General features: G+C 47.3%; 9 protein-coding genes, 6 tRNA genes and 6 rRNA genes. 8 read left to right on the forward strand and 13 right to left on the reverse strand.

Annotated elements, in window-relative coordinates; all coding sequences use genetic code 11:
- Nucleotides 1–3 precede the first annotated feature (3 nt).
- From hypA to SNR28_RS25750, 7 genes are read left to right on the forward strand one after another with little or no spacing between them, the layout of a single operon-like run.
- Entirely contained in the window at nucleotides 4–345 is a 342-nt protein-coding gene (hypA, locus tag SNR28_RS25720; RefSeq protein WP_375751795.1) for a hydrogenase maturation nickel metallochaperone HypA, read from the forward strand.
- A complete protein-coding gene (hypB, locus tag SNR28_RS25725) occupies nucleotides 345–1367 on the forward strand; it encodes a hydrogenase nickel incorporation protein HypB (RefSeq protein ID WP_375751797.1) in 1023 nt (340 codons plus the stop codon). Before hypA ends, hypB begins: the two co-directional genes overlap by 1 nt.
- Before the next feature lie 2 nt (nucleotides 1368–1369).
- Nucleotides 1370–1651 (forward strand): HypC/HybG/HupF family hydrogenase formation chaperone, encoded by a 282-nt coding sequence (gene hypC / locus SNR28_RS25730; protein ID WP_375751798.1) that lies wholly within the window; start codon nucleotides 1370–1372, stop codon nucleotides 1649–1651.
- Nucleotides 1652–1653: 2 nt separating this feature from the next.
- Entirely contained in the window at nucleotides 1654–2784 is a 1131-nt protein-coding gene (hypD, locus tag SNR28_RS25735; protein ID WP_375751800.1) for a hydrogenase formation protein HypD, read from the forward strand.
- Nucleotides 2784–3797 (forward strand): hydrogenase expression/formation protein HypE, encoded by a 1014-nt coding sequence (gene hypE / locus SNR28_RS25740; protein ID WP_375751801.1) that lies wholly within the window; start codon nucleotides 2784–2786, stop codon nucleotides 3795–3797. Before hypD ends, hypE begins: the two co-directional genes overlap by 1 nt.
- An 11-nt stretch (nucleotides 3798–3808) precedes the next feature.
- Entirely contained in the window at nucleotides 3809–6079 is a 2271-nt protein-coding gene (gene hypF, locus SNR28_RS25745) for a carbamoyltransferase HypF (protein ID WP_375751802.1), read from the forward strand.
- 18 nt (nucleotides 6080–6097) lie between these two features.
- Nucleotides 6098–6247: a hypothetical protein gene (locus SNR28_RS25750; RefSeq protein ID WP_375751803.1), complete on the forward strand. Its 150-nt coding sequence runs from the start codon at nucleotides 6098–6100 to the stop codon at nucleotides 6245–6247.
- Between the two features lie 156 nt (nucleotides 6248–6403).
- Here SNR28_RS25750 and SNR28_RS25755 read toward each other — a convergent pair.
- The 12 genes from SNR28_RS25755 to SNR28_RS25810 form a co-directional block, all read right to left on the reverse strand.
- Nucleotides 6404–6480, reverse strand: a tRNA-Asp gene (locus SNR28_RS25755).
- 31 nt (nucleotides 6481–6511) lie between these two features.
- Nucleotides 6512–6627: ribosomal RNA gene (gene rrf, locus SNR28_RS25760) — 5S ribosomal RNA — on the reverse strand.
- A gap of 92 nt (nucleotides 6628–6719) precedes the next feature.
- Nucleotides 6720–9609, reverse strand: a 23S ribosomal RNA gene (locus tag SNR28_RS25765).
- Nucleotides 9610–9955: 346 nt separating this feature from the next.
- Nucleotides 9956–10031, reverse strand: a tRNA-Val gene (locus tag SNR28_RS25770).
- Between the two features lie 28 nt (nucleotides 10032–10059).
- Nucleotides 10060–10135, reverse strand: a tRNA-Lys gene (locus SNR28_RS25775).
- Nucleotides 10136–10137: 2 nt separating this feature from the next.
- Nucleotides 10138–10213: transfer RNA gene (locus SNR28_RS25780), tRNA-Glu, on the reverse strand.
- A gap of 93 nt (nucleotides 10214–10306) precedes the next feature.
- Nucleotides 10307–11858, reverse strand: a 16S ribosomal RNA gene (locus SNR28_RS25785).
- A gap of 348 nt (nucleotides 11859–12206) precedes the next feature.
- Nucleotides 12207–12322 (reverse strand): 5S ribosomal RNA (gene rrf, locus SNR28_RS25790).
- A 92-nt stretch (nucleotides 12323–12414) separates the two neighbouring features.
- A 23S ribosomal RNA gene (locus SNR28_RS25795) occupies nucleotides 12415–15304 on the reverse strand.
- A 299-nt stretch (nucleotides 15305–15603) separates the two neighbouring features.
- Nucleotides 15604–15679, reverse strand: a tRNA-Ala gene (locus SNR28_RS25800).
- A gap of 97 nt (nucleotides 15680–15776) precedes the next feature.
- A tRNA-Ile gene (locus tag SNR28_RS25805) sits at nucleotides 15777–15853 on the reverse strand.
- A gap of 70 nt (nucleotides 15854–15923) precedes the next feature.
- A 16S ribosomal RNA gene (locus tag SNR28_RS25810) occupies nucleotides 15924–17475 on the reverse strand.
- Together the 16S, 23S and 5S rRNA genes with 6 tRNA genes alongside form the textbook arrangement of a ribosomal RNA operon.
- A gap of 580 nt (nucleotides 17476–18055) precedes the next feature.
- Between SNR28_RS25810 and SNR28_RS25815 the strand changes: the two genes are divergently transcribed.
- On the forward strand, nucleotides 18056–18511 hold the full coding sequence (locus SNR28_RS25815) for an RNA recognition motif domain-containing protein (protein WP_375751805.1): 456 nt from the start codon (nucleotides 18056–18058) through the stop codon (nucleotides 18509–18511).
- On the opposite strand, the gene murI is transcribed toward SNR28_RS25815, so the two are convergent.
- Complete coding sequence (gene murI, locus SNR28_RS25820; protein WP_375751806.1) at nucleotides 18480–19286, reverse strand: glutamate racemase; 807 nt, start codon at nucleotides 19284–19286, stop codon at nucleotides 18480–18482. The genes SNR28_RS25815 and murI overlap by 32 nt on opposite strands.
- Between the last annotated feature and the right edge of the window lie 37 nt (nucleotides 19287–19323).

Genomic DNA, 19323 nt, shown 5'->3' on the forward strand with positions numbered 1-19323 from the left:
ACTATGCATGAGATGTCTCTTTGTGAAAGTCTGGTTCAGGTAATCGAAGAGCAGGCCACGGCTCAGGGATACAAGCAAGTGAAAACTGTATTTCTTGATGTTGGCCCCTTTGCAGGCATTGAAACCGATGCAATGCATTTCTGCTTCGACGTTGTTTGCAGAGGTACTATCGCTAACAACGCAAAACTAGAAATAAACGAGCTTTCTGGCAAAGCATGGTGCTTTGACTGCCAGAAAGAAGTCAGTATCAGTGACAGATTAGACCCCTGCCCTGACTGTGCTGGCTTTAGCCTTCAAACCAAGGGTGGGGATGAAATGAAGATTCGTGAATTGGAGGTAATCTGATGTGTACTACATGCGGTTGCGCAGCAGGCAACGTTAAAATTGAAGGTGGTCATAGCCATGACCACGACCATTCACATGAGCACTCACACGATCATCACCATCATGATCACTCTCATCAGGCACAAATAGTTCACCATCATCACTATCACGGCCCGGTTCATATTCATTATCACGTCAATGGTCAGGAGCCTCATTCTCACGACCATCCGCATCATCACGAACCACATCACCATGACCATGGGCATAGTCATGATCACCATCATCATTCACATGATGACCATACACATGATCACCATCACGAGGCTTTTAAGCCAGAAAAAGACGGTGATGACCTGCATTATGGGCAAGGGCCTGCGCACTCTCATGCACCGGGCATGACTCAGAGCAGAATGGTGCAGATCGAACAGGATATTTTGGCTAAAAACGATGAGATAGCGGAAAAGAACCGTTCTTTCCTGGCCAACAGACAGATCAAGAGCCTGAATATGGTATCTAGCCCAGGTTCAGGTAAAACCACCCTTCTTACGGAAACGCTGAAGAAACTTGATCATACTAAATGTGCAGTCATCGAAGGCGACCAGCAAACCACAAATGATGCGGATAGAATTCGTGAAACCGGAGCAAAAGCCATTCAGGTCAATACTGGTAAAGGATGCCATCTGGATGCTGCAATGGTTTCGGAAGCTATCGCGAATCTGGCACCTGAAACAGGTACAACACTGTTTATTGAAAATGTAGGCAACCTAGTTTGCCCTGCCGCATTTGATTTAGGAGAAACACACAAAGTAGCCATTATCTCGGTAACAGAAGGCGCGGATAAACCACTTAAATATCCTGATATTTTTGCCAATGCAGAACTGATGGTAGTAAACAAAATAGACCTTCTGCCATATGTAAACTTCGATGTGGAAGCATGTATTCAGAATGCTCAGCGTGTTAATCCAAATATCAAACATATGACACTTTCTGCGACAACAGGAGAAGGTATGCAGAGCTGGTTAGACTGGCTGGAGGCTCGTTAATTATGTGCTTAGGTATCCCCGGAAAAATCGTCGCTATCACTGATGCGGAAAGCATGCTCGGTACGGTAGAAGTAAGCGGAATTAAACGCGAAGTAAACCTTTCATGCGTAGTCGATGGTGACCCAAATGCACTTATCGACAAGTGGGCATTAGTACACGTTGGCTTTGCTATGTGCATTATTGATGACGCACAAGCTAAAGAAACACTGGCAGCGCTGGAATCTATGCAGGCGCTGGATCATGAAATCGATGACTTTAGTCAGAGGCAAGCAGTAGGTGATTAGAGATGCAATATGTAGATGAATTTCGCGATCCGGAGCTCGCAAAAACGCTGGTTAAAAAGATAGAAGCAGTACTGGCAGAAATCCCACATGAAAAGAAACCTCTGCAGATTATGGAAGTCTGTGGTGGTCATACCCATACCTTGTTTAAATTCGGTATCGTACAACTTATCTCTGATAGTCTTGAGTTTGTTCATGGCCCGGGTTGCCCGGTGTGCGTTTTGCCTAAATCGCGCCTAGACGAATGTATTTCGATAGCCGATCAGCCTGACACTGTTCTTTGCACCTTTGGTGATGCTATGAGAGTACCCGGCTCTAATGGTTCTCTCCTTGATGCCAGAGCTAGAGGCTGTGATGTACGAATTGTATACTCGCCAATGGATGCTCTGCTACTGGCAGAAAAGCACCCCGATAAACAGGTTGTGTTCTTTGCGCTTGGTTTTGAAACAACGATGCCCGCAACGGCAATGACTCTTCTGGAAGCGAAAAGAAAGCAAGTCCCTAATTTCAGAATCTTCTGTCAGCACATCACCATAATGCCAACCTTAGAGGCGCTGCTGGATCAAGATGATGTTCGTATCGATGGCTTCCTGCTTCCGGGCCACCTTAGTATGGTTATCGGTAAGAACCCATATCAACCTCTGGCGACCAAATATCACAAGCCGTCTGTTATTACCGGGTTCGAACCACTCGACATGCTTCAAGCCCTGTTAATGGTCATCACTCAGATCCGAGATGCTAAGTGTGAAATTGAAAATCAGTACTCCAGAGTGGTTTCGGATCATGGCAACCCAAATGCTCTAAATGCTGTCTCTGAAGTCTTCGAAGTGAAGGAAGAGAGCGAATGGCGCGGGTTAGGCGTGATCAACGAGTCAGGTGTTAAGCTGACAGAGCAGTTCTCTGAATACGATGCAGAGCTATTCTTCGAAACTAAGAAATCAGACTCCAAAGATCCTGAAGGTAGCCGCTGTGGTGAAATCCTAGCAGGGCGATGTAAGCCAACAGATTGCCCATTGTTTGGAACCAGTTGTAAGCCTGAAACTGCCATCGGTGCATTGATGGTATCTTCTGAAGGTGCATGTGCCGCTTACTATAACTACGGGGCTAAATATCCAGAGAAAGAGGGAGAAGCGTAATGACTGACAGAATCACCCTTGCACACGGTAGCGGCGGTAAAGCGATGCAACAACTTATCGCTCAAATGTTTGTTAAACACTTTTCTAACGACACACTGGATAAACAAGAAGATCAGGCAAGACTACCTATCGACCAGTTTTCAGCTGTTGGCGAGCAGATTGCGTATTCTACGGATTCATTTGTAATAGACCCTATCTTCTTCCCTGGTGGCGATATTGGCAAGCTGGCTGTTTATGGCACTGCTAATGATGTTGCTATGAGTGGCGCTAAGCCTTTATTTCTGTCTGCTGCATTTATTCTTGAAGAAGGTCTGGCAATTGATGAACTTGAGCAAATCGTTGCTTCTATGGCCAAAGCAGCAAGTGAAGCTGGCATCACAATAGTAACCGGAGATACTAAAGTGGTTCCGAAAGGTGCTGCTGATAAAGTTTTCATTAATACAAGCGGACTTGGTGCTGTGCCTCAAGGTATAGAATGGGGAGCCGACACCATACAACCTGGCGACAAGATTATTGTTTCTGGCACAATAGGTGATCACGGGGCAACCATACTTAACCTTCGGGAAAACCTCGGGCTCGATGGACAGTTAGAAAGTGACTGCCAACATCTATATCCACTTGTAGAATCTCTTATTCCCTTAAAAGGTGTCAGATGCCTGAGGGATGCAACCCGAGGCGGTGTTAACGCGGTATTGCACGAGTTTATGCAAAGCTCAGGCTGTGGTCTTGAGCTAGATGAAGATGCTATTCCGTTGACACCTCAGGTAAGAGGCATCTGTGAACTGCTGGGTCTAGAAGCTATTAACTTTGCAAACGAAGGTAAGCTGATTGCCATCGTATCGGAAGAAGATGCTCAGGCCGCAGTCGAAGCATTACGAAAAACACTTGGAGGCGAGAATGCAGCTATCATCGGTAGCGCAAATGGCTCGAAGCAAGTGACCATCAAAAACCTGTTTGGTGGAAGCCGCTGGCTGGATCTTCCTTCCAGTGAACCTATGCCAAGAATCTGCTAAGGGTATTGGTTATGAATGGTGTTGAGCTAAGAGTAAAAGGAAAGGTTCAGGGCGTTGGCTTCAGACCCTTTGTCTGGCAATTAGCTCATGAGCTAGCACTATGTGGTGAAGTTCTTAATGACGGTGAAGGTGTTCTGATACGCTTTGTAAACAGCGACAATCTGCATACGTTTCAGACTAAGCTTGTTAACGAACTACCTCCATTAGCTCAGATAGATTCGGTGCATTCTCAAGATTTTGAGTGGGATACCGTTCCTAGTAATTTCAGTATCGCCAAGTCAGAAGCGACTGCAATGGATACTCAGGTAGTGCCTGACGCTGCTTCCTGTCCGGAATGTATTCAGGAGCTTCACGACAATAAAGACAAACGCTACCAGTACCCATTTATCAATTGCACTCACTGCGGCCCAAGGTTCACCATCATCAATGAACTGCCTTATGATCGTCCAAAGACCGTTATGAAAGATTTTCCTCTCTGTCCAGATTGCCTATCAGAGTATGAAAATCCCGGTGATCGACGTTATCACGCCCAACCTGTAGCATGCGACGACTGTGGTCCTGAGGTATGGGTATGTAACTCAAGTGGCGACAAGCTAGAAGGTAATTGGTTAAGTCATGTAATTAGCGCATTAACTGATGGAAACATTATTGCGATTAAGTCAGTAGGGGGATTCCACCTCGCCTGTGACGCTACCAATCAAACCTCTATTCAGTTGTTAAGAGACAGAAAACACCGGCAATATAAGCCGTTCGCTATTATGGTGAACGAGTTATCCAGCATAAACGAGATTGCTTACTTCAATGAGCAAGAGCAGGAATTGCTTGAGAGCCGTATAGCACCAATCACACTCTTAAGTAAAAAAGGCAATAACTACATCGCCGAAAACATTGCACCAGAGCTGAATGAAATAGGAGTCATGCTTCCTTCCAATCCGGTCCAGCATTTGATAGCAGATGCATTCAAGAAACCACTGGTTATGACATCCGGCAATGCTACAGGACTTCCACCGGCACTTTCTAACGAAGAAGCAATACGGAACCTCGCATCAGTTGTCGATATCTTTGTGCTTCATAACAGAGAAATCGTCCAGCGCTGTGATGACTCCCTCGTCCGGGTTAATAAAGACTCCTATGAAACTCTCAGACGCTCCAGAGGCTTTGTACCAGACGCAGTGAATCTACCAGAAGGTTTTCCAAATGCAGATGGGTATCTGGCTTATGGAGGCGATCTTAAGAATGCCTTTGCTATCGGAAAAGGCAATCAGATCATAGTAAGCCAGTACCTTGGAGATCTGTCCAATATAGAAACCCAGACTCAATACAAAGAGGCGATTAACCACTTTGAATCTTTGTATCAGGTCAACATAGACAACCACGTCTTTGACAAACATCCTGGATACTTTAGTCATCAGTATGCTAAGTCTCGTAAAGGATCTCACATAGAGATTCAGCACCACCATGCTCATATCGCTAGCTGTCTTCTAGAGAACGGCTGGCAACCAGAACAAGGTAAAGTCATGGCACTTGCCCTTGATGGTTTAGGTTACGGAGATGATGGGGAGCTATGGGGGGCAGAGCTGATGATCGCTGACTACTCTGAATGCCAGAGAATTGGAGGCATTCCATCTATAGACCTTGTAGGAGGTGACTTCGCCGCTAAGCAGCCCTGGCGAAGCTTACATGCGCACCTGCATAAGTTCTGTAATCTCTCTAAAGAAGAAATGAACAGGCTGTTTCCGAACAAACCCTTGGATCTTATTGAAAAAGCTGTCGCTCAAAACCTGAATTGCCATCCAACAAGATCTGCCGGACGATTATTCGATGCAGTCGCAGCATCTCTTGGTATTGGATTTGATGGTATTGAGTACGAAGGGCAAGCAGCTTGTCAGCTTGAAGCTCTGGCCTCCAAAAACACTGAATCAAGTTTCGCTGTAGAGATACCAACGAAAGGACTAGAACTGGATATCAGTTCATTCTGGAATAGTTGGTTAAATAATCGCTCAGAAACCAGCGCGAAAGCCTGGGGGTTCCATCATGCTATGGCGAAAGCCTTAGCGGAAATATCAATTAAAGCTAAAGAGCAAAATCAACTAGAGCACTTGGTCGTTACTGGGGGAGTATTCCACAACAAGCTTCTTAACACGCTTCTCGAAGAGCACTTAGGTGGGCAAGTAAGTATATTGAAGCACCAACAATTTTCATGTGGCGACGGAGGTTTGGCCTTAGGCCAGCTCGCTATCGCACTAAATCAGAACAATTATCCCAAACAGGGAAATAGCTAAACAATAAAGGAAAGAAAAATGAAAAAACTACTAACTCTGATAACGTTATTCCCAACGCTTGCTCTGGCTCACCCAGGAGCAGCACATACCCATCCTGAAGAGCTAACTGGTGGTTTAATCTTGTTAGTAGCAGCTGCAAGCGCATACTACTTGTGGAAGAAAAAGTAGCTAGCTACTGGATTCAATGAAGTCTCGAAGCCCCACAACCTGGGGCTTTTTTTGTGTATCGCCGATATAGAGCCTATTGTGGAGAATACAATACTGTTTCGTTCGTTGACTTCAAACGCAAAAAAGCCTTGTCTTACGACAAGGCTTCAGAAGAAGTGGCGGAGCGGACGGGACTCGAACCCGCGACCCCCGGCGTGACAGGCCGGTATTCTAACCAACTGAACTACCGCTCCGCACTGGTTAGACCTAAAGTCTAAATTTAAAGCCTGGCGATGTCCTACTCTCACATGGGGAAGCCCCACACTACCATCGGCGCTATTGCGTTTCACTTCTGAGTTCGGCATGGAATCAGGTGGGTCCACAACGCTATGGTCGCCAAGCAAATTCTTTAATTCGGAAAACTGATGTTAATTAACTGTTCTATACACATTCAACGTTCTTATTCGAGTCCACAAAACCCTTTGGGTGTTGTATGGTTAAGCCTCACGGGCAATTAGTACAGGTTAGCTCAACGCCTCACAACGCTTACACACCCTGCCTATCAACGTCGTAGTCTACGACAACCCTTTAGGACACTTAAAGTGCCAGGGAGAACTCATCTCAAGGCTCGCTTCCCGCTTAGATGCTTTCAGCGGTTATCGATTCCGAACTTAGCTACCGGGCAATGCCATTGGCATGACAACCCGAACACCAGAGGTTCGTCCACTCCGGTCCTCTCGTACTAGGAGCAGCCCCTTTCAATTCTCCAACGCCCACGGCAGATAGGGACCGAACTGTCTCACGACGTTCTAAACCCAGCTCGCGTACCACTTTAAATGGCGAACAGCCATACCCTTGGGACCGACTTCAGCCCCAGGATGTGATGAGCCGACATCGAGGTGCCAAACACCGCCGTCGATATGAACTCTTGGGCGGTATCAGCCTGTTATCCCCGGAGTACCTTTTATCCGTTGAGCGATGGCCCTTCCATTCAGAACCACCGGATCACTATGACCTGCTTTCGCACCTGCTCGAATTGTCATTCTCGCAGTCAAGCGGGCTTATGCCATTGCACTAACCACACGATGTCCAACCGTGTTTAGCCCACCTTCGTGCTCCTCCGTTACTCTTTGGGAGGAGACCGCCCCAGTCAAACTACCCACCAGGCACTGTCCTCACCCCAGATAATGGGGCTAAGTTAGAACATCAAACATACAAGGGTGGTATTTCAAGGATGGCTCCATGCATACTGGCGTACACACTTCAAAGCCTCCCACCTATCCTACACATGTAGGCTCAATGTTCAGTGCCAAGCTGTAGTAAAGGTTCACGGGGTCTTTCCGTCTAGCCGCGGGTACACTGCATCTTCACAGCGATTTCAATTTCACTGAGTCTCGGGTGGAGACAGCGTGGCCATCATTACGCCATTCGTGCAGGTCGGAACTTACCCGACAAGGAATTTCGCTACCTTAGGACCGTTATAGTTACGGCCGCCGTTTACCGGGGCTTCGATCAAGAGCTTCGACCTAAGTCTAACCCCATCAATTAACCTTCCGGCACCGGGCAGGCGTCACACCGTATACGTCATCTTACGATTTTGCACAGTGCTGTGTTTTTAATAAACAGTTGCAGCCACCTGGTATCTGCGACTCTCGTCAGCTCCATCCGCAAGGGACTTCACCAATAAGAGCGTACCTTCTCCCGAAGTTACGGTACCATTTTGCCTAGTTCCTTCACCCGAGTTCTCTCAAGCGCCTTGGTATTCTCTACCCGACCACCTGTGTCGGTTTGGGGTACGATTCCTTACAATCTGAAGCTTAGAGGCTTTTCCTGGAAGCATGGCATCAATGACTTCACTACCGTAGTAGCTCGACATCGTGTCTCAGCCTTAAAAAGAGCCGGATTTACCTAACTCTTAAGCCTACGCACTTGAACCTGGACAACCGTCGCCAGGCCCACCTAGCCTTCTCCGTCCCCCCATCGCAATTGTAAGAAGTACGGGAATATTAACCCGTTTCCCATCGACTACGCCTTTCGGCCTCGCCTTAGGGGTCGACTTACCCTGCCCCGATTAACGTTGGACAGGAACCCTTGGTCTTCCGGCGTGGAGGTTTTTCACCCCCATTATCGTTACTCATGTCAGCATTCGCACTTCTGATACCTCCAGCAAACCTTACGATTCACCTTCAACGGCTTACAGAACGCTCCCCTACCCCGCAATCAAAGATTGCAGCCGCAGCTTCGGTTTATTACTTAGCCCCGTTACATCTTCCGCGCAGGCCGACTCGACTAGTGAGCTATTACGCTTTCTTTAAATGATGGCTGCTTCTAAGCCAACATCCTAGCTGTTTTAGCCTTCCCACATCGTTTCCCACTTAGTAATAATTTGGGACCTTAGCTGGCGGTCTGGGTTGTTTCCCTCTCCACGACGGACGTTAGCACCCGCCGTGTGTCTCCCGGATAGTACTTACTGGTATTCGGAGTTTGCAAAGGGTTGGTAAGTCGGGATGACCCCCTAGCCTTAACAGTGCTCTACCCCCAGTAGTATTCGTCCGAGGCGCTACCTAAATAGCTTTCGGGGAGAACCAGCTATCTCCAGGTTTGATTGGCCTTTCACCCCTAGCCACAAGTCATCCGCTAATTTTTCAACATTAGTCGGTTCGGTCCTCCAGTTGATGTTACTCAACCTTCAACCTGCCCATGGCTAGATCACCTGGTTTCGGGTCTATATCCAGAGACTGAACGCCCAGTTAAGACTCGGTTTCCCTACGGCTCCCCTAAACGGTTAACCTTGCCACTGAATATAAGTCGCTGACCCATTATACAAAAGGTACGCAGTCACCCCACAAAGGAGGCTCCTACTGCTTGTACGTACACGGTTTCAGGTTCTATTTCACTCCCCTCACAGGGGTTCTTTTCGCCTTTCCCTCACGGTACTGGTTCACTATCGGTCAGTCAGGAGTATTTAGCCTTGGAGGATGGTCCCCCCATATTCAGACAGGATATCACGTGTCCCGCCTTACTCGATTTCACTGAAAATGGTTTGTCGGTTACGGGGCTATCACCCTTTATTGCCATGCTTTCCAGCATGTTCACCTGAACCATTAAAAGCTTAAGGGCTAATCCAATTTCGCTCGCCGCTACTTTCGGAATCTCGGTTGATTTCTTTTCCTCGGGGTACTTAGATGTTTCAGTTCCCCCGGTTCGCCTCATTAACCTATGTATTCAGTTAATGATAATTGCTTATGCAATTGGGTTTCCCCATTCGGAAATCGTAGACTCAAGTGGCTTTTACTGCCTTATCTACGCTTATCGCAAGTTAATACGTCCTTCATCGCCTCTGACTGCCAAGGCATCCACCGTGTACGCTTAGTCACTTAACCATACAACCCCAAAGAGTTTCCAAGAAACCTTTAAGATTGTTTAATCAAACAACCAAAGTTGTCTGCAATTTTTATACATGTGCAGACACGATTTTGCCGGACTCAAATTCCAAGAACACTTGAATGTGTGTTGGTACCTATATCTTTAAAAGACATAGGATTTGAGAACTTTTAATTGAATAACAACGCATATCTAAAAGATATGGGGATTGTTGTTATTCGTCAGCTTTCCAAATTGTTAAAGAGCAAAAGTACATAAAGCACTTTCTAAATAATCTCAGAGTCGTAAAAACAACCAATAATCAACACCATTGGTTTGGTTACAGCACCAAAAATACTTAGAGAGTGGTGGGCGATACCGGGCTCGAACCAGTGACCCCCTGCTTGTAAGGCAGGTGCTCTCCCAACTGAGCTAATCGCCCACATTGTTTTAATTCCCGTGGAAGAGAATGGTGGGTCGTGCAGGATTCGAACCTGCGACCAATTGATTAAAAGTCAACTGCTCTACCAACTGAGCTAACGACCCAATGGTATCCCGTAGGGGAGTCGAACCCCTGTTACCGCCGTGAAAGGGCGGTGTCCTAGGCCTCTAGACGAACGGGACACTAAAACTTGAAGGTGTTGGGCACCTTCTACTCTAAACTTTCTAAACCTAATCAATCTGTGTGAACACTCATCAATGCACAATCTATATCGTTAAGGAGGTGATCCAGCCCCAGGTTCCCCTAGGGCTACCTTGTTACGACTTCACCCCAGTCATGAACCACAAAGTGGTAAGCGTCCCCCCGAAGGTTAAACTACCTACTTCTTTTGCAGCCCACTCCCATGGTGTGACGGGCGGTGTGTACAAGGCCCGGGAACGTATTCACCGTAGCATTCTGATCTACGATTACTAGCGATTCCGACTTCATGGAGTCGAGTTGCAGACTCCAATCCGGACTACGACGCACTTTTTGGGATTCGCTGACTCTCGCAAGCTAGCAGCCCTCTGTATGCGCCATTGTAGCACGTGTGTAGCCCTACTCGTAAGGGCCATGATGACTTGACGTCGTCCCCACCTTCCTCCGGTTTATCACCGGCAGTCTCCCCAAAGTTCCCACCCGAAGTGCTGGCAATTAAGGATAAGGGTTGCGCTCGTTGCGGGACTTAACCCAACATTTCACAACACGAGCTGACGACAGCCATGCAGCACCTGTCTTACAGTTCCCGAAGGCACACCTGCGTCTCCGCTGGCTTCTGTAGATGTCAAGAGTAGGTAAGGTTCTTCGCGTTGCATCGAATTAAACCACATGCTCCACCGCTTGTGCGGGCCCCCGTCAATTCATTTGAGTTTTAATCTTGCGACCGTACTCCCCAGGCGGTCTACTTAACGCGTTAGCTCCGAAAGCCACTCCTCAAGGGAACAACCTCCAAGTAGACATCGTTTACGGCGTGGACTACCAGGGTATCTAATCCTGTTTGCTCCCCACGCTTTCGCATCTGAGTGTCAGTATCTGTCCAGGGGGCCGCCTTCGCCACCGGTATTCCTTCAGATCTCTACGCATTTCACCGCTACACCTGAAATTCTACCCCCCTCTACAGTACTCTAGTTAACCAGTTTCAAATGGCCTTCCGAGGTTGAGCCCCGGGCTTTCACATCTGACTTAATTAACCACCTGCATGCGCTTTACGCCCAGTAATTCCGATTAACGCTCGCACCCTCCGTATTACCGCGGCTGCTGGCACGGAGTTAGCCGGTGCTTCTTCTGCAGCTAACGTCAAATGATGAGCGTATTAAACTCACCACCTTCCTCACTGCTGAAAGTGCTTTACAACCCGAAGGCCTTCTTCACACACGCGGCATGGCTGCATCAGGCTTGCGCCCATTGTGCAATATTCCCCACTGCTGCCTCCCGTAGGAGTCTGGACCGTGTCTCAGTTCCAGTGTGGCTGATCATCCTCTCAGACCAGCTAGAGATCGTCGCCTTGGTGAGCTCTTACCTCACCAACTAGCTAATCTCACTTAGGCGTATCCGATAGCGTGAGGCCCGAAGGTCCCCCACTTTGCTCCGAAGAGAGTATGCGGTATTAGCCATCGTTTCCAATGGTTATCCCCCTCTACCGGGCAACTTCCTAAGCATTACTCACCCGTCCGCCGCTCGACGCCCTTAACGTTCCCCGAAGGTTCAGTTAAGTCGTTTCCGCTCGACTTGCATGTGTTAGGCCTGCCGCCAGCGTTCAATCTGAGCCATGATCAAACTCTTCAATTAAAGTTTTTTTGCATCTAAGATGCGGCTCAATGAATACTGACTTCAAAACTACATAAGTAATTTCAAAGCTATTATCGTTCCAACAGAACGATAATGAATTGACTGTGCCGAATAACATAAGTTATTTCGTTTGGTCACTCAGTTCATTGATAAATCTTTTAGATTATCATCAACGAGTGCCCACACAGATTGATAGGTTTAAATTGTTAAAGAGCTTTGCTTTCAGCACCTTAGCGCGTCAGCGAGGTGCGTATAATACGCTTCTCACTTTGAAAGTCAACATAAAATTCTAAGTTTATTTAGAACCCTATGGTGACTTGCTTGAATCTCAAGCAAGTGCGAAATAAAGCCTGGCGATGTCCTACTCTCACATGGGGAAGCCCCACACTACCATCGGCGCTATTGCGTTTCACTTCTGAGTTCGGCATGGAATCAGGTGGGTCCACAACGCTATGGTCGCCAAGCAAATTCTTTAATTCGGAAAACTGATGTTAATTAACTGTTCTATACACATTCAACGTTCTTATTCGAGTCCACAAAACCCTTTGGGTGTTGTATGGTTAAGCCTCACGGGCAATTAGTACAGGTTAGCTCAACGCCTCACAACGCTTACACACCCTGCCTATCAACGTCGTAGTCTACGACAACCCTTTAGGACACTTAAAGTGCCAGGGAGAACTCATCTCAAGGCTCGCTTCCCGCTTAGATGCTTTCAGCGGTTATCGATTCCGAACTTAGCTACCGGGCAATGCCATTGGCATGACAACCCGAACACCAGAGGTTCGTCCACTCCGGTCCTCTCGTACTAGGAGCAGCCCCTTTCAATTCTCCAACGCCCACGGCAGATAGGGACCGAACTGTCTCACGACGTTCTAAACCCAGCTCGCGTACCACTTTAAATGGCGAACAGCCATACCCTTGGGACCGACTTCAGCCCCAGGATGTGATGAGCCGACATCGAGGTGCCAAACACCGCCGTCGATATGAACTCTTGGGCGGTATCAGCCTGTTATCCCCGGAGTACCTTTTATCCGTTGAGCGATGGCCCTTCCATTCAGAACCACCGGATCACTATGACCTGCTTTCGCACCTGCTCGAATTGTCATTCTCGCAGTCAAGCGGGCTTATGCCATTGCACTAACCACACGATGTCCAACCGTGTTTAGCCCACCTTCGTGCTCCTCCGTTACTCTTTGGGAGGAGACCGCCCCAGTCAAACTACCCACCAGGCACTGTCCTCACCCCAGATAATGGGGCTAAGTTAGAACATCAAACATACAAGGGTGGTATTTCAAGGATGGCTCCATGCATACTGGCGTACACACTTCAAAGCCTCCCACCTATCCTACACATGTAGGCTCAATGTTCAGTGCCAAGCTGTAGTAAAGGTTCACGGGGTCTTTCCGTCTAGCCGCGGGTACACTGCATCTTCACAGCGATTTCAATTTCACTGAGTCTCGGGTGGAGACAGCGTGGCCATCATTACGCCATTCGTGCAGGTCGGAACTTACCCGACAAGGAATTTCGCTACCTTAGGACCGTTATAGTTACGGCCGCCGTTTACCGGGGCTTCGATCAAGAGCTTCGACCTAAGTCTAACCCCATCAATTAACCTTCCGGCACCGGGCAGGCGTCACACCGTATACGTCATCTTACGATTTTGCACAGTGCTGTGTTTTTAATAAACAGTTGCAGCCACCTGGTATCTGCGACTCTCGTCAGCTCCATCCGCAAGGGACTTCACCAATAAGAGCGTACCTTCTCCCGAAGTTACGGTACCATTTTGCCTAGTTCCTTCACCCGAGTTCTCTCAAGCGCCTTGGTATTCTCTACCCGACCACCTGTGTCGGTTTGGGGTACGATTCCTTACAATCTGAAGCTTAGAGGCTTTTCCTGGAAGCATGGCATCAATGACTTCACTACCGTAGTAGCTCGACATCGTGTCTCAGCCTTAAAAAGAGCCGGATTTACCTAACTCTTAAGCCTACGCACTTGAACCTGGACAACCGTCGCCAGGCCCACCTAGCCTTCTCCGTCCCCCCATCGCAATTGTAAGAAGTACGGGAATATTAACCCGTTTCCCATCGACTACGCCTTTCGGCCTCGCCTTAGGGGTCGACTTACCCTGCCCCGATTAACGTTGGACAGGAACCCTTGGTCTTCCGGCGTGGAGGTTTTTCACCCCCATTATCGTTACTCATGTCAGCATTCGCACTTCTGATACCTCCAGCAAACCTTACGATTCACCTTCAACGGCTTACAGAACGCTCCCCTACCCCGCAATCAAAGATTGCAGCCGCAGCTTCGGTTTATTACTTAGCCCCGTTACATCTTCCGCGCAGGCCGACTCGACTAGTGAGCTATTACGCTTTCTTTAAATGATGGCTGCTTCTAAGCCAACATCCTAGCTGTTTTAGCCTTCCCACATCGTTTCCCACTTAGTAATAATTTGGGACCTTAGCTGGCGGTCTGGGTTGTTTCCCTCTCCACGACGGACGTTAGCACCCGCCGTGTGTCTCCCGGATAGTACTTACTGGTATTCGGAGTTTGCAAAGGGTTGGTAAGTCGGGATGACCCCCTAGCCTTAACAGTGCTCTACCCCCAGTAGTATTCGTCCGAGGCGCTACCTAAATAGCTTTCGGGGAGAACCAGCTATCTCCAGGTTTGATTGGCCTTTCACCCCTAGCCACAAGTCATCCGCTAATTTTTCAACATTAGTCGGTTCGGTCCTCCAGTTGATGTTACTCAACCTTCAACCTGCCCATGGCTAGATCACCTGGTTTCGGGTCTATATCCAGAGACTGAACGCCCAGTTAAGACTCGGTTTCCCTACGGCTCCCCTAAACGGTTAACCTTGCCACTGAATATAAGTCGCTGACCCATTATACAAAAGGTACGCAGTCACCCCACAAAGGAGGCTCCTACTGCTTGTACGTACACGGTTTCAGGTTCTATTTCACTCCCCTCACAGGGGTTCTTTTCGCCTTTCCCTCACGGTACTGGTTCACTATCGGTCAGTCAGGAGTATTTAGCCTTGGAGGATGGTCCCCCCATATTCAGACAGGATATCACGTGTCCCGCCTTACTCGATTTCACTGAAAATGGTTTGTCGGTTACGGGGCTATCACCCTTTATTGCCATGCTTTCCAGCATGTTCACCTGAACCATTAAAAGCTTAAGGGCTAATCCAATTTCGCTCGCCGCTACTTTCGGAATCTCGGTTGATTTCTTTTCCTCGGGGTACTTAGATGTTTCAGTTCCCCCGGTTCGCCTCATTAACCTATGTATTCAGTTAATGATAATTGCTTATGCAATTGGGTTTCCCCATTCGGAAATCGTAGACTCAAGTGGCTTTTACTGCCTTATCTACGCTTATCGCAAGTTAATACGTCCTTCATCGCCTCTGACTGCCAAGGCATCCACCGTGTACGCTTAGTCACTTAACCATACAACCCCAAAGAGTTTCTAAGAAACCTTTAAGATTGTTTAATCAAACAACCAAAGTTGTCTGCAATTTTTATACATGATGCAGACTCGATTTTGCCGGACTCAAATTCCAAGAACACTTGAATGTGTGTTGGTACCTATATCTTTAAAAGACATAGGATTTGAGAACTTTTAATTGAATAACAACGCATATCCGAAGATATGGGGATTGTTGTTATTCGTCAGCTTTCCAAATTGTTAAAGAGCAAAGATTTCTTTCGAAACCATTTTTAAACACACTCGCAAGAATGCTTAAAGATGGTGGAGCTATGCGGGATCGAACCGCAGACCTCCTGCGTGCAAGGCAGGCGCTCTCCCAGCTGAGCTATAGCCCCATCTAGTGGTGTTGCTTATTTTGCTTTAGGCAAGGCATGAAGTGAGGAAGTGTAGTTCACTACACGACGAGCTTCATAACGCAGCATAAAGTAAAATTGGTGGGTCTGAGTGGACTTGAACCACCGACCTCTCGCTTATCAGGCGAACGCTCTAACCACCTGAGCTACAGACCCACGTTTGCTTCTTTACTTTCTAAACCTAATCAATCTGTGTGAACACTCATCAATGCACAATCTATATCGTTAAGGAGGTGATCCAGCCCCAGGTTCCCCTAGGGCTACCTTGTTACGACTTCACCCCAGTCATGAACCACAAAGTGGTAAGCGTCCCCCCGAAGGTTAAACTACCTACTTCTTTTGCAGCCCACTCCCATGGTGTGACGGGCGGTGTGTACAAGGCCCGGGAACGTATTCACCGTAGCATTCTGATCTACGATTACTAGCGATTCCGACTTCATGGAGTCGAGTTGCAGACTCCAATCCGGACTACGACGCACTTTTTGGGATTCGCTGACTCTCGCAAGCTAGCAGCCCTCTGTATGCGCCATTGTAGCACGTGTGTAGCCCTACTCGTAAGGGCCATGATGACTTGACGTCGTCCCCACCTTCCTCCGGTTTATCACCGGCAGTCTCCCCAAAGTTCCCACCCGAAGTGCTGGCAATTAAGGATAAGGGTTGCGCTCGTTGCGGGACTTAACCCAACATTTCACAACACGAGCTGACGACAGCCATGCAGCACCTGTCTTACAGTTCCCGAAGGCACACCTGCGTCTCCGCTGGCTTCTGTAGATGTCAAGAGTAGGTAAGGTTCTTCGCGTTGCATCGAATTAAACCACATGCTCCACCGCTTGTGCGGGCCCCCGTCAATTCATTTGAGTTTTAATCTTGCGACCGTACTCCCCAGGCGGTCTACTTAACGCGTTAGCTCCGAAAGCCACTCCTCAAGGGAACAACCTCCAAGTAGACATCGTTTACGGCGTGGACTACCAGGGTATCTAATCCTGTTTGCTCCCCACGCTTTCGCATCTGAGTGTCAGTATCTGTCCAGGGGGCCGCCTTCGCCACCGGTATTCCTTCAGATCTCTACGCATTTCACCGCTACACCTGAAATTCTACCCCCCTCTACAGTACTCTAGTTAACCAGTTTCAAATGGCCTTCCGAGGTTGAGCCCCGGGCTTTCACATCTGACTTAATTAACCACCTGCATGCGCTTTACGCCCAGTAATTCCGATTAACGCTCGCACCCTCCGTATTACCGCGGCTGCTGGCACGGAGTTAGCCGGTGCTTCTTCTGCAGCTAACGTCAAATGATGAGCGTATTAAACTCACCACCTTCCTCACTGCTGAAAGTGCTTTACAACCCGAAGGCCTTCTTCACACACGCGGCATGGCTGCATCAGGCTTGCGCCCATTGTGCAATATTCCCCACTGCTGCCTCCCGTAGGAGTCTGGACCGTGTCTCAGTTCCAGTGTGGCTGATCATCCTCTCAGACCAGCTAGAGATCGTCGCCTTGGTGAGCTCTTACCTCACCAACTAGCTAATCTCACTTAGGCGTATCCGATAGCGTGAGGCCCGAAGGTCCCCCACTTTGCTCCGAAGAGAGTATGCGGTATTAGCCATCGTTTCCAATGGTTATCCCCCTCTACCGGGCAACTTCCTAAGCATTACTCACCCGTCCGCCGCTCGACGCCCTTAACGTTCCCCGAAGGTTCAGTTAAGTCGTTTCCGCTCGACTTGCATGTGTTAGGCCTGCCGCCAGCGTTCAATCTGAGCCATGATCAAACTCTTCAATTAAAGTTTTTTTGCATCTAAGATGCGGCTCAATGAATACTGACTTCAAAACTACATAAGTAATTTCAAAGCTATTATCGTTCCAACAGAACGATAATGAATTGACTGTGCCGAATAACATAAAGTTATTTCGTTTGGTCACTCAGTTCATTGATAAATCTTTTTAGATTATCATCAACGAGTGCCCACACAGATTGATAGGTTTAAATTGTTAAAGAGCAATTTAACTTAGCCATTTAGCGGCTCAGTTAGGGATGCGTATTCTACGCTTCCGTTTTGTTGAGTCAAGATCTTTTTAAAAAATCTTTTTTCTCTTTCCTAACTCAAAGTGTGACTAGCGCCTCACTCCGTGTCGGTGATGCGGCATTATAGGGAGGATCTTTTTTAGTGCAAGATCTTTTTTCAATTTTTTTTCCAAGCGTTGGAAAAACAATCAATACCTTGTTTATTGGATAAAATTTCAACATTTGAAGGCGGTCACACCATTACATTGGCATTCATATGTGGATAAACGTAAGATTCATGTGTTCGTTATGTTAATAACGTTAATCCTTAATTTAACTATTAAAAGTTGTATTCTTATATGAACTCTAAAAAATCTACTGTTCTACTGGTTGCTTTAGCTGTTCTTGGTGCGGCTATCTTCTACATGATTTCACCAGAGCAACCTTTACCATCAATTTCATTCATCATTGGCGTAGCCGCTACTTCTTTCGTTCTTTCACTTTCTAACTCCTCTACAGACAAGAAAGAAAAAGGCAAGCCATCAACTAAAACTCTATATGTGGGCAATCTGCCATATAAGGCTAACGAGTCGAACGTTCGTGAGCTCTTTTCTGAACATGGAGAAGTATTCGCTGTAAGGCTAATGAAAGACAAACGCACAGGGAAAAGGAGAGGGTTTGGTTTTGTTGTTATGGCAAGTACAGATGCTGAAACAGCAATCAATGCATTAAATGACAACGACTATATGCAGAGAACCTTGAAAGTGCGTATTGCAAACGATCCTAAACATCCTGAATCGGAAGCATCTCAATAGGAGCAAAGTTAAGTTTTTCTACAGCTCTGTTTAGTGCAGCTTTATCCGTTAAAGCTGCACTACAAAATATCTTAAATCGGGTATGACTTCTCTGACCTACAATTACGGGTAACAAAGACTTAACTCTCCGTGCTATCGCTTCACCAGAATCGATCAAAACAACTCGCTCATTAAACACCTGATTTATCTCTTCTCTTAATAGTGGAAAATGAGTACAACCAAGTACAGCAACATCGATTTTGTTCACTAGCGGAGAAAGTACTTCCTTTAGCTCATCCAAATCGACTTTTTTTCCGCAAAGCTTTTCTTCTGCCATATCAACTAACCTGGTTGTTCCAAGTAGCTCAACAGGCATAGCTGAAGCGAAGCTTTCTATTAGCTGGTGTGTGTATTCTCTATTAACCGTAGCGGGCGTTGCTATCAGGCCAACTGCTGTATGTGCGATAAGACTAGCAGGCTTTATTGCAGGAACAACACCAACAACCGGAATATCTAACACCTTCCTCAGTACTGGTAAAACGATAGTACTCGCTGTATTGCAGGCAATAACGACCAAATCCACACCTTCTTGCTTGACCGCTTTAACCACCAGCTTTTCGACACGAGAGATGAGCACATCTTTGGGTAGCTCACCATATGGGTAAGCTTCATTGTCAAATAAATATATGTACTCTAAATTTGGCAGCAATCTTTTTATTTCTTTGTAGACAGAAAGGCCACCGACACCAGAGTCGAAGATTAAAACTTTAGAGGAAGTTTGGGCTAGATTTGACAAGATTAAAAGGAAGCTAAGAAATTTCCCACGATGATAC

This window comes from Vibrio iocasae, assembly GCF_042245395.1.
Taxonomy (GTDB): Bacteria; Pseudomonadota; Gammaproteobacteria; order Enterobacterales; family Vibrionaceae; genus Vibrio; species Vibrio iocasae.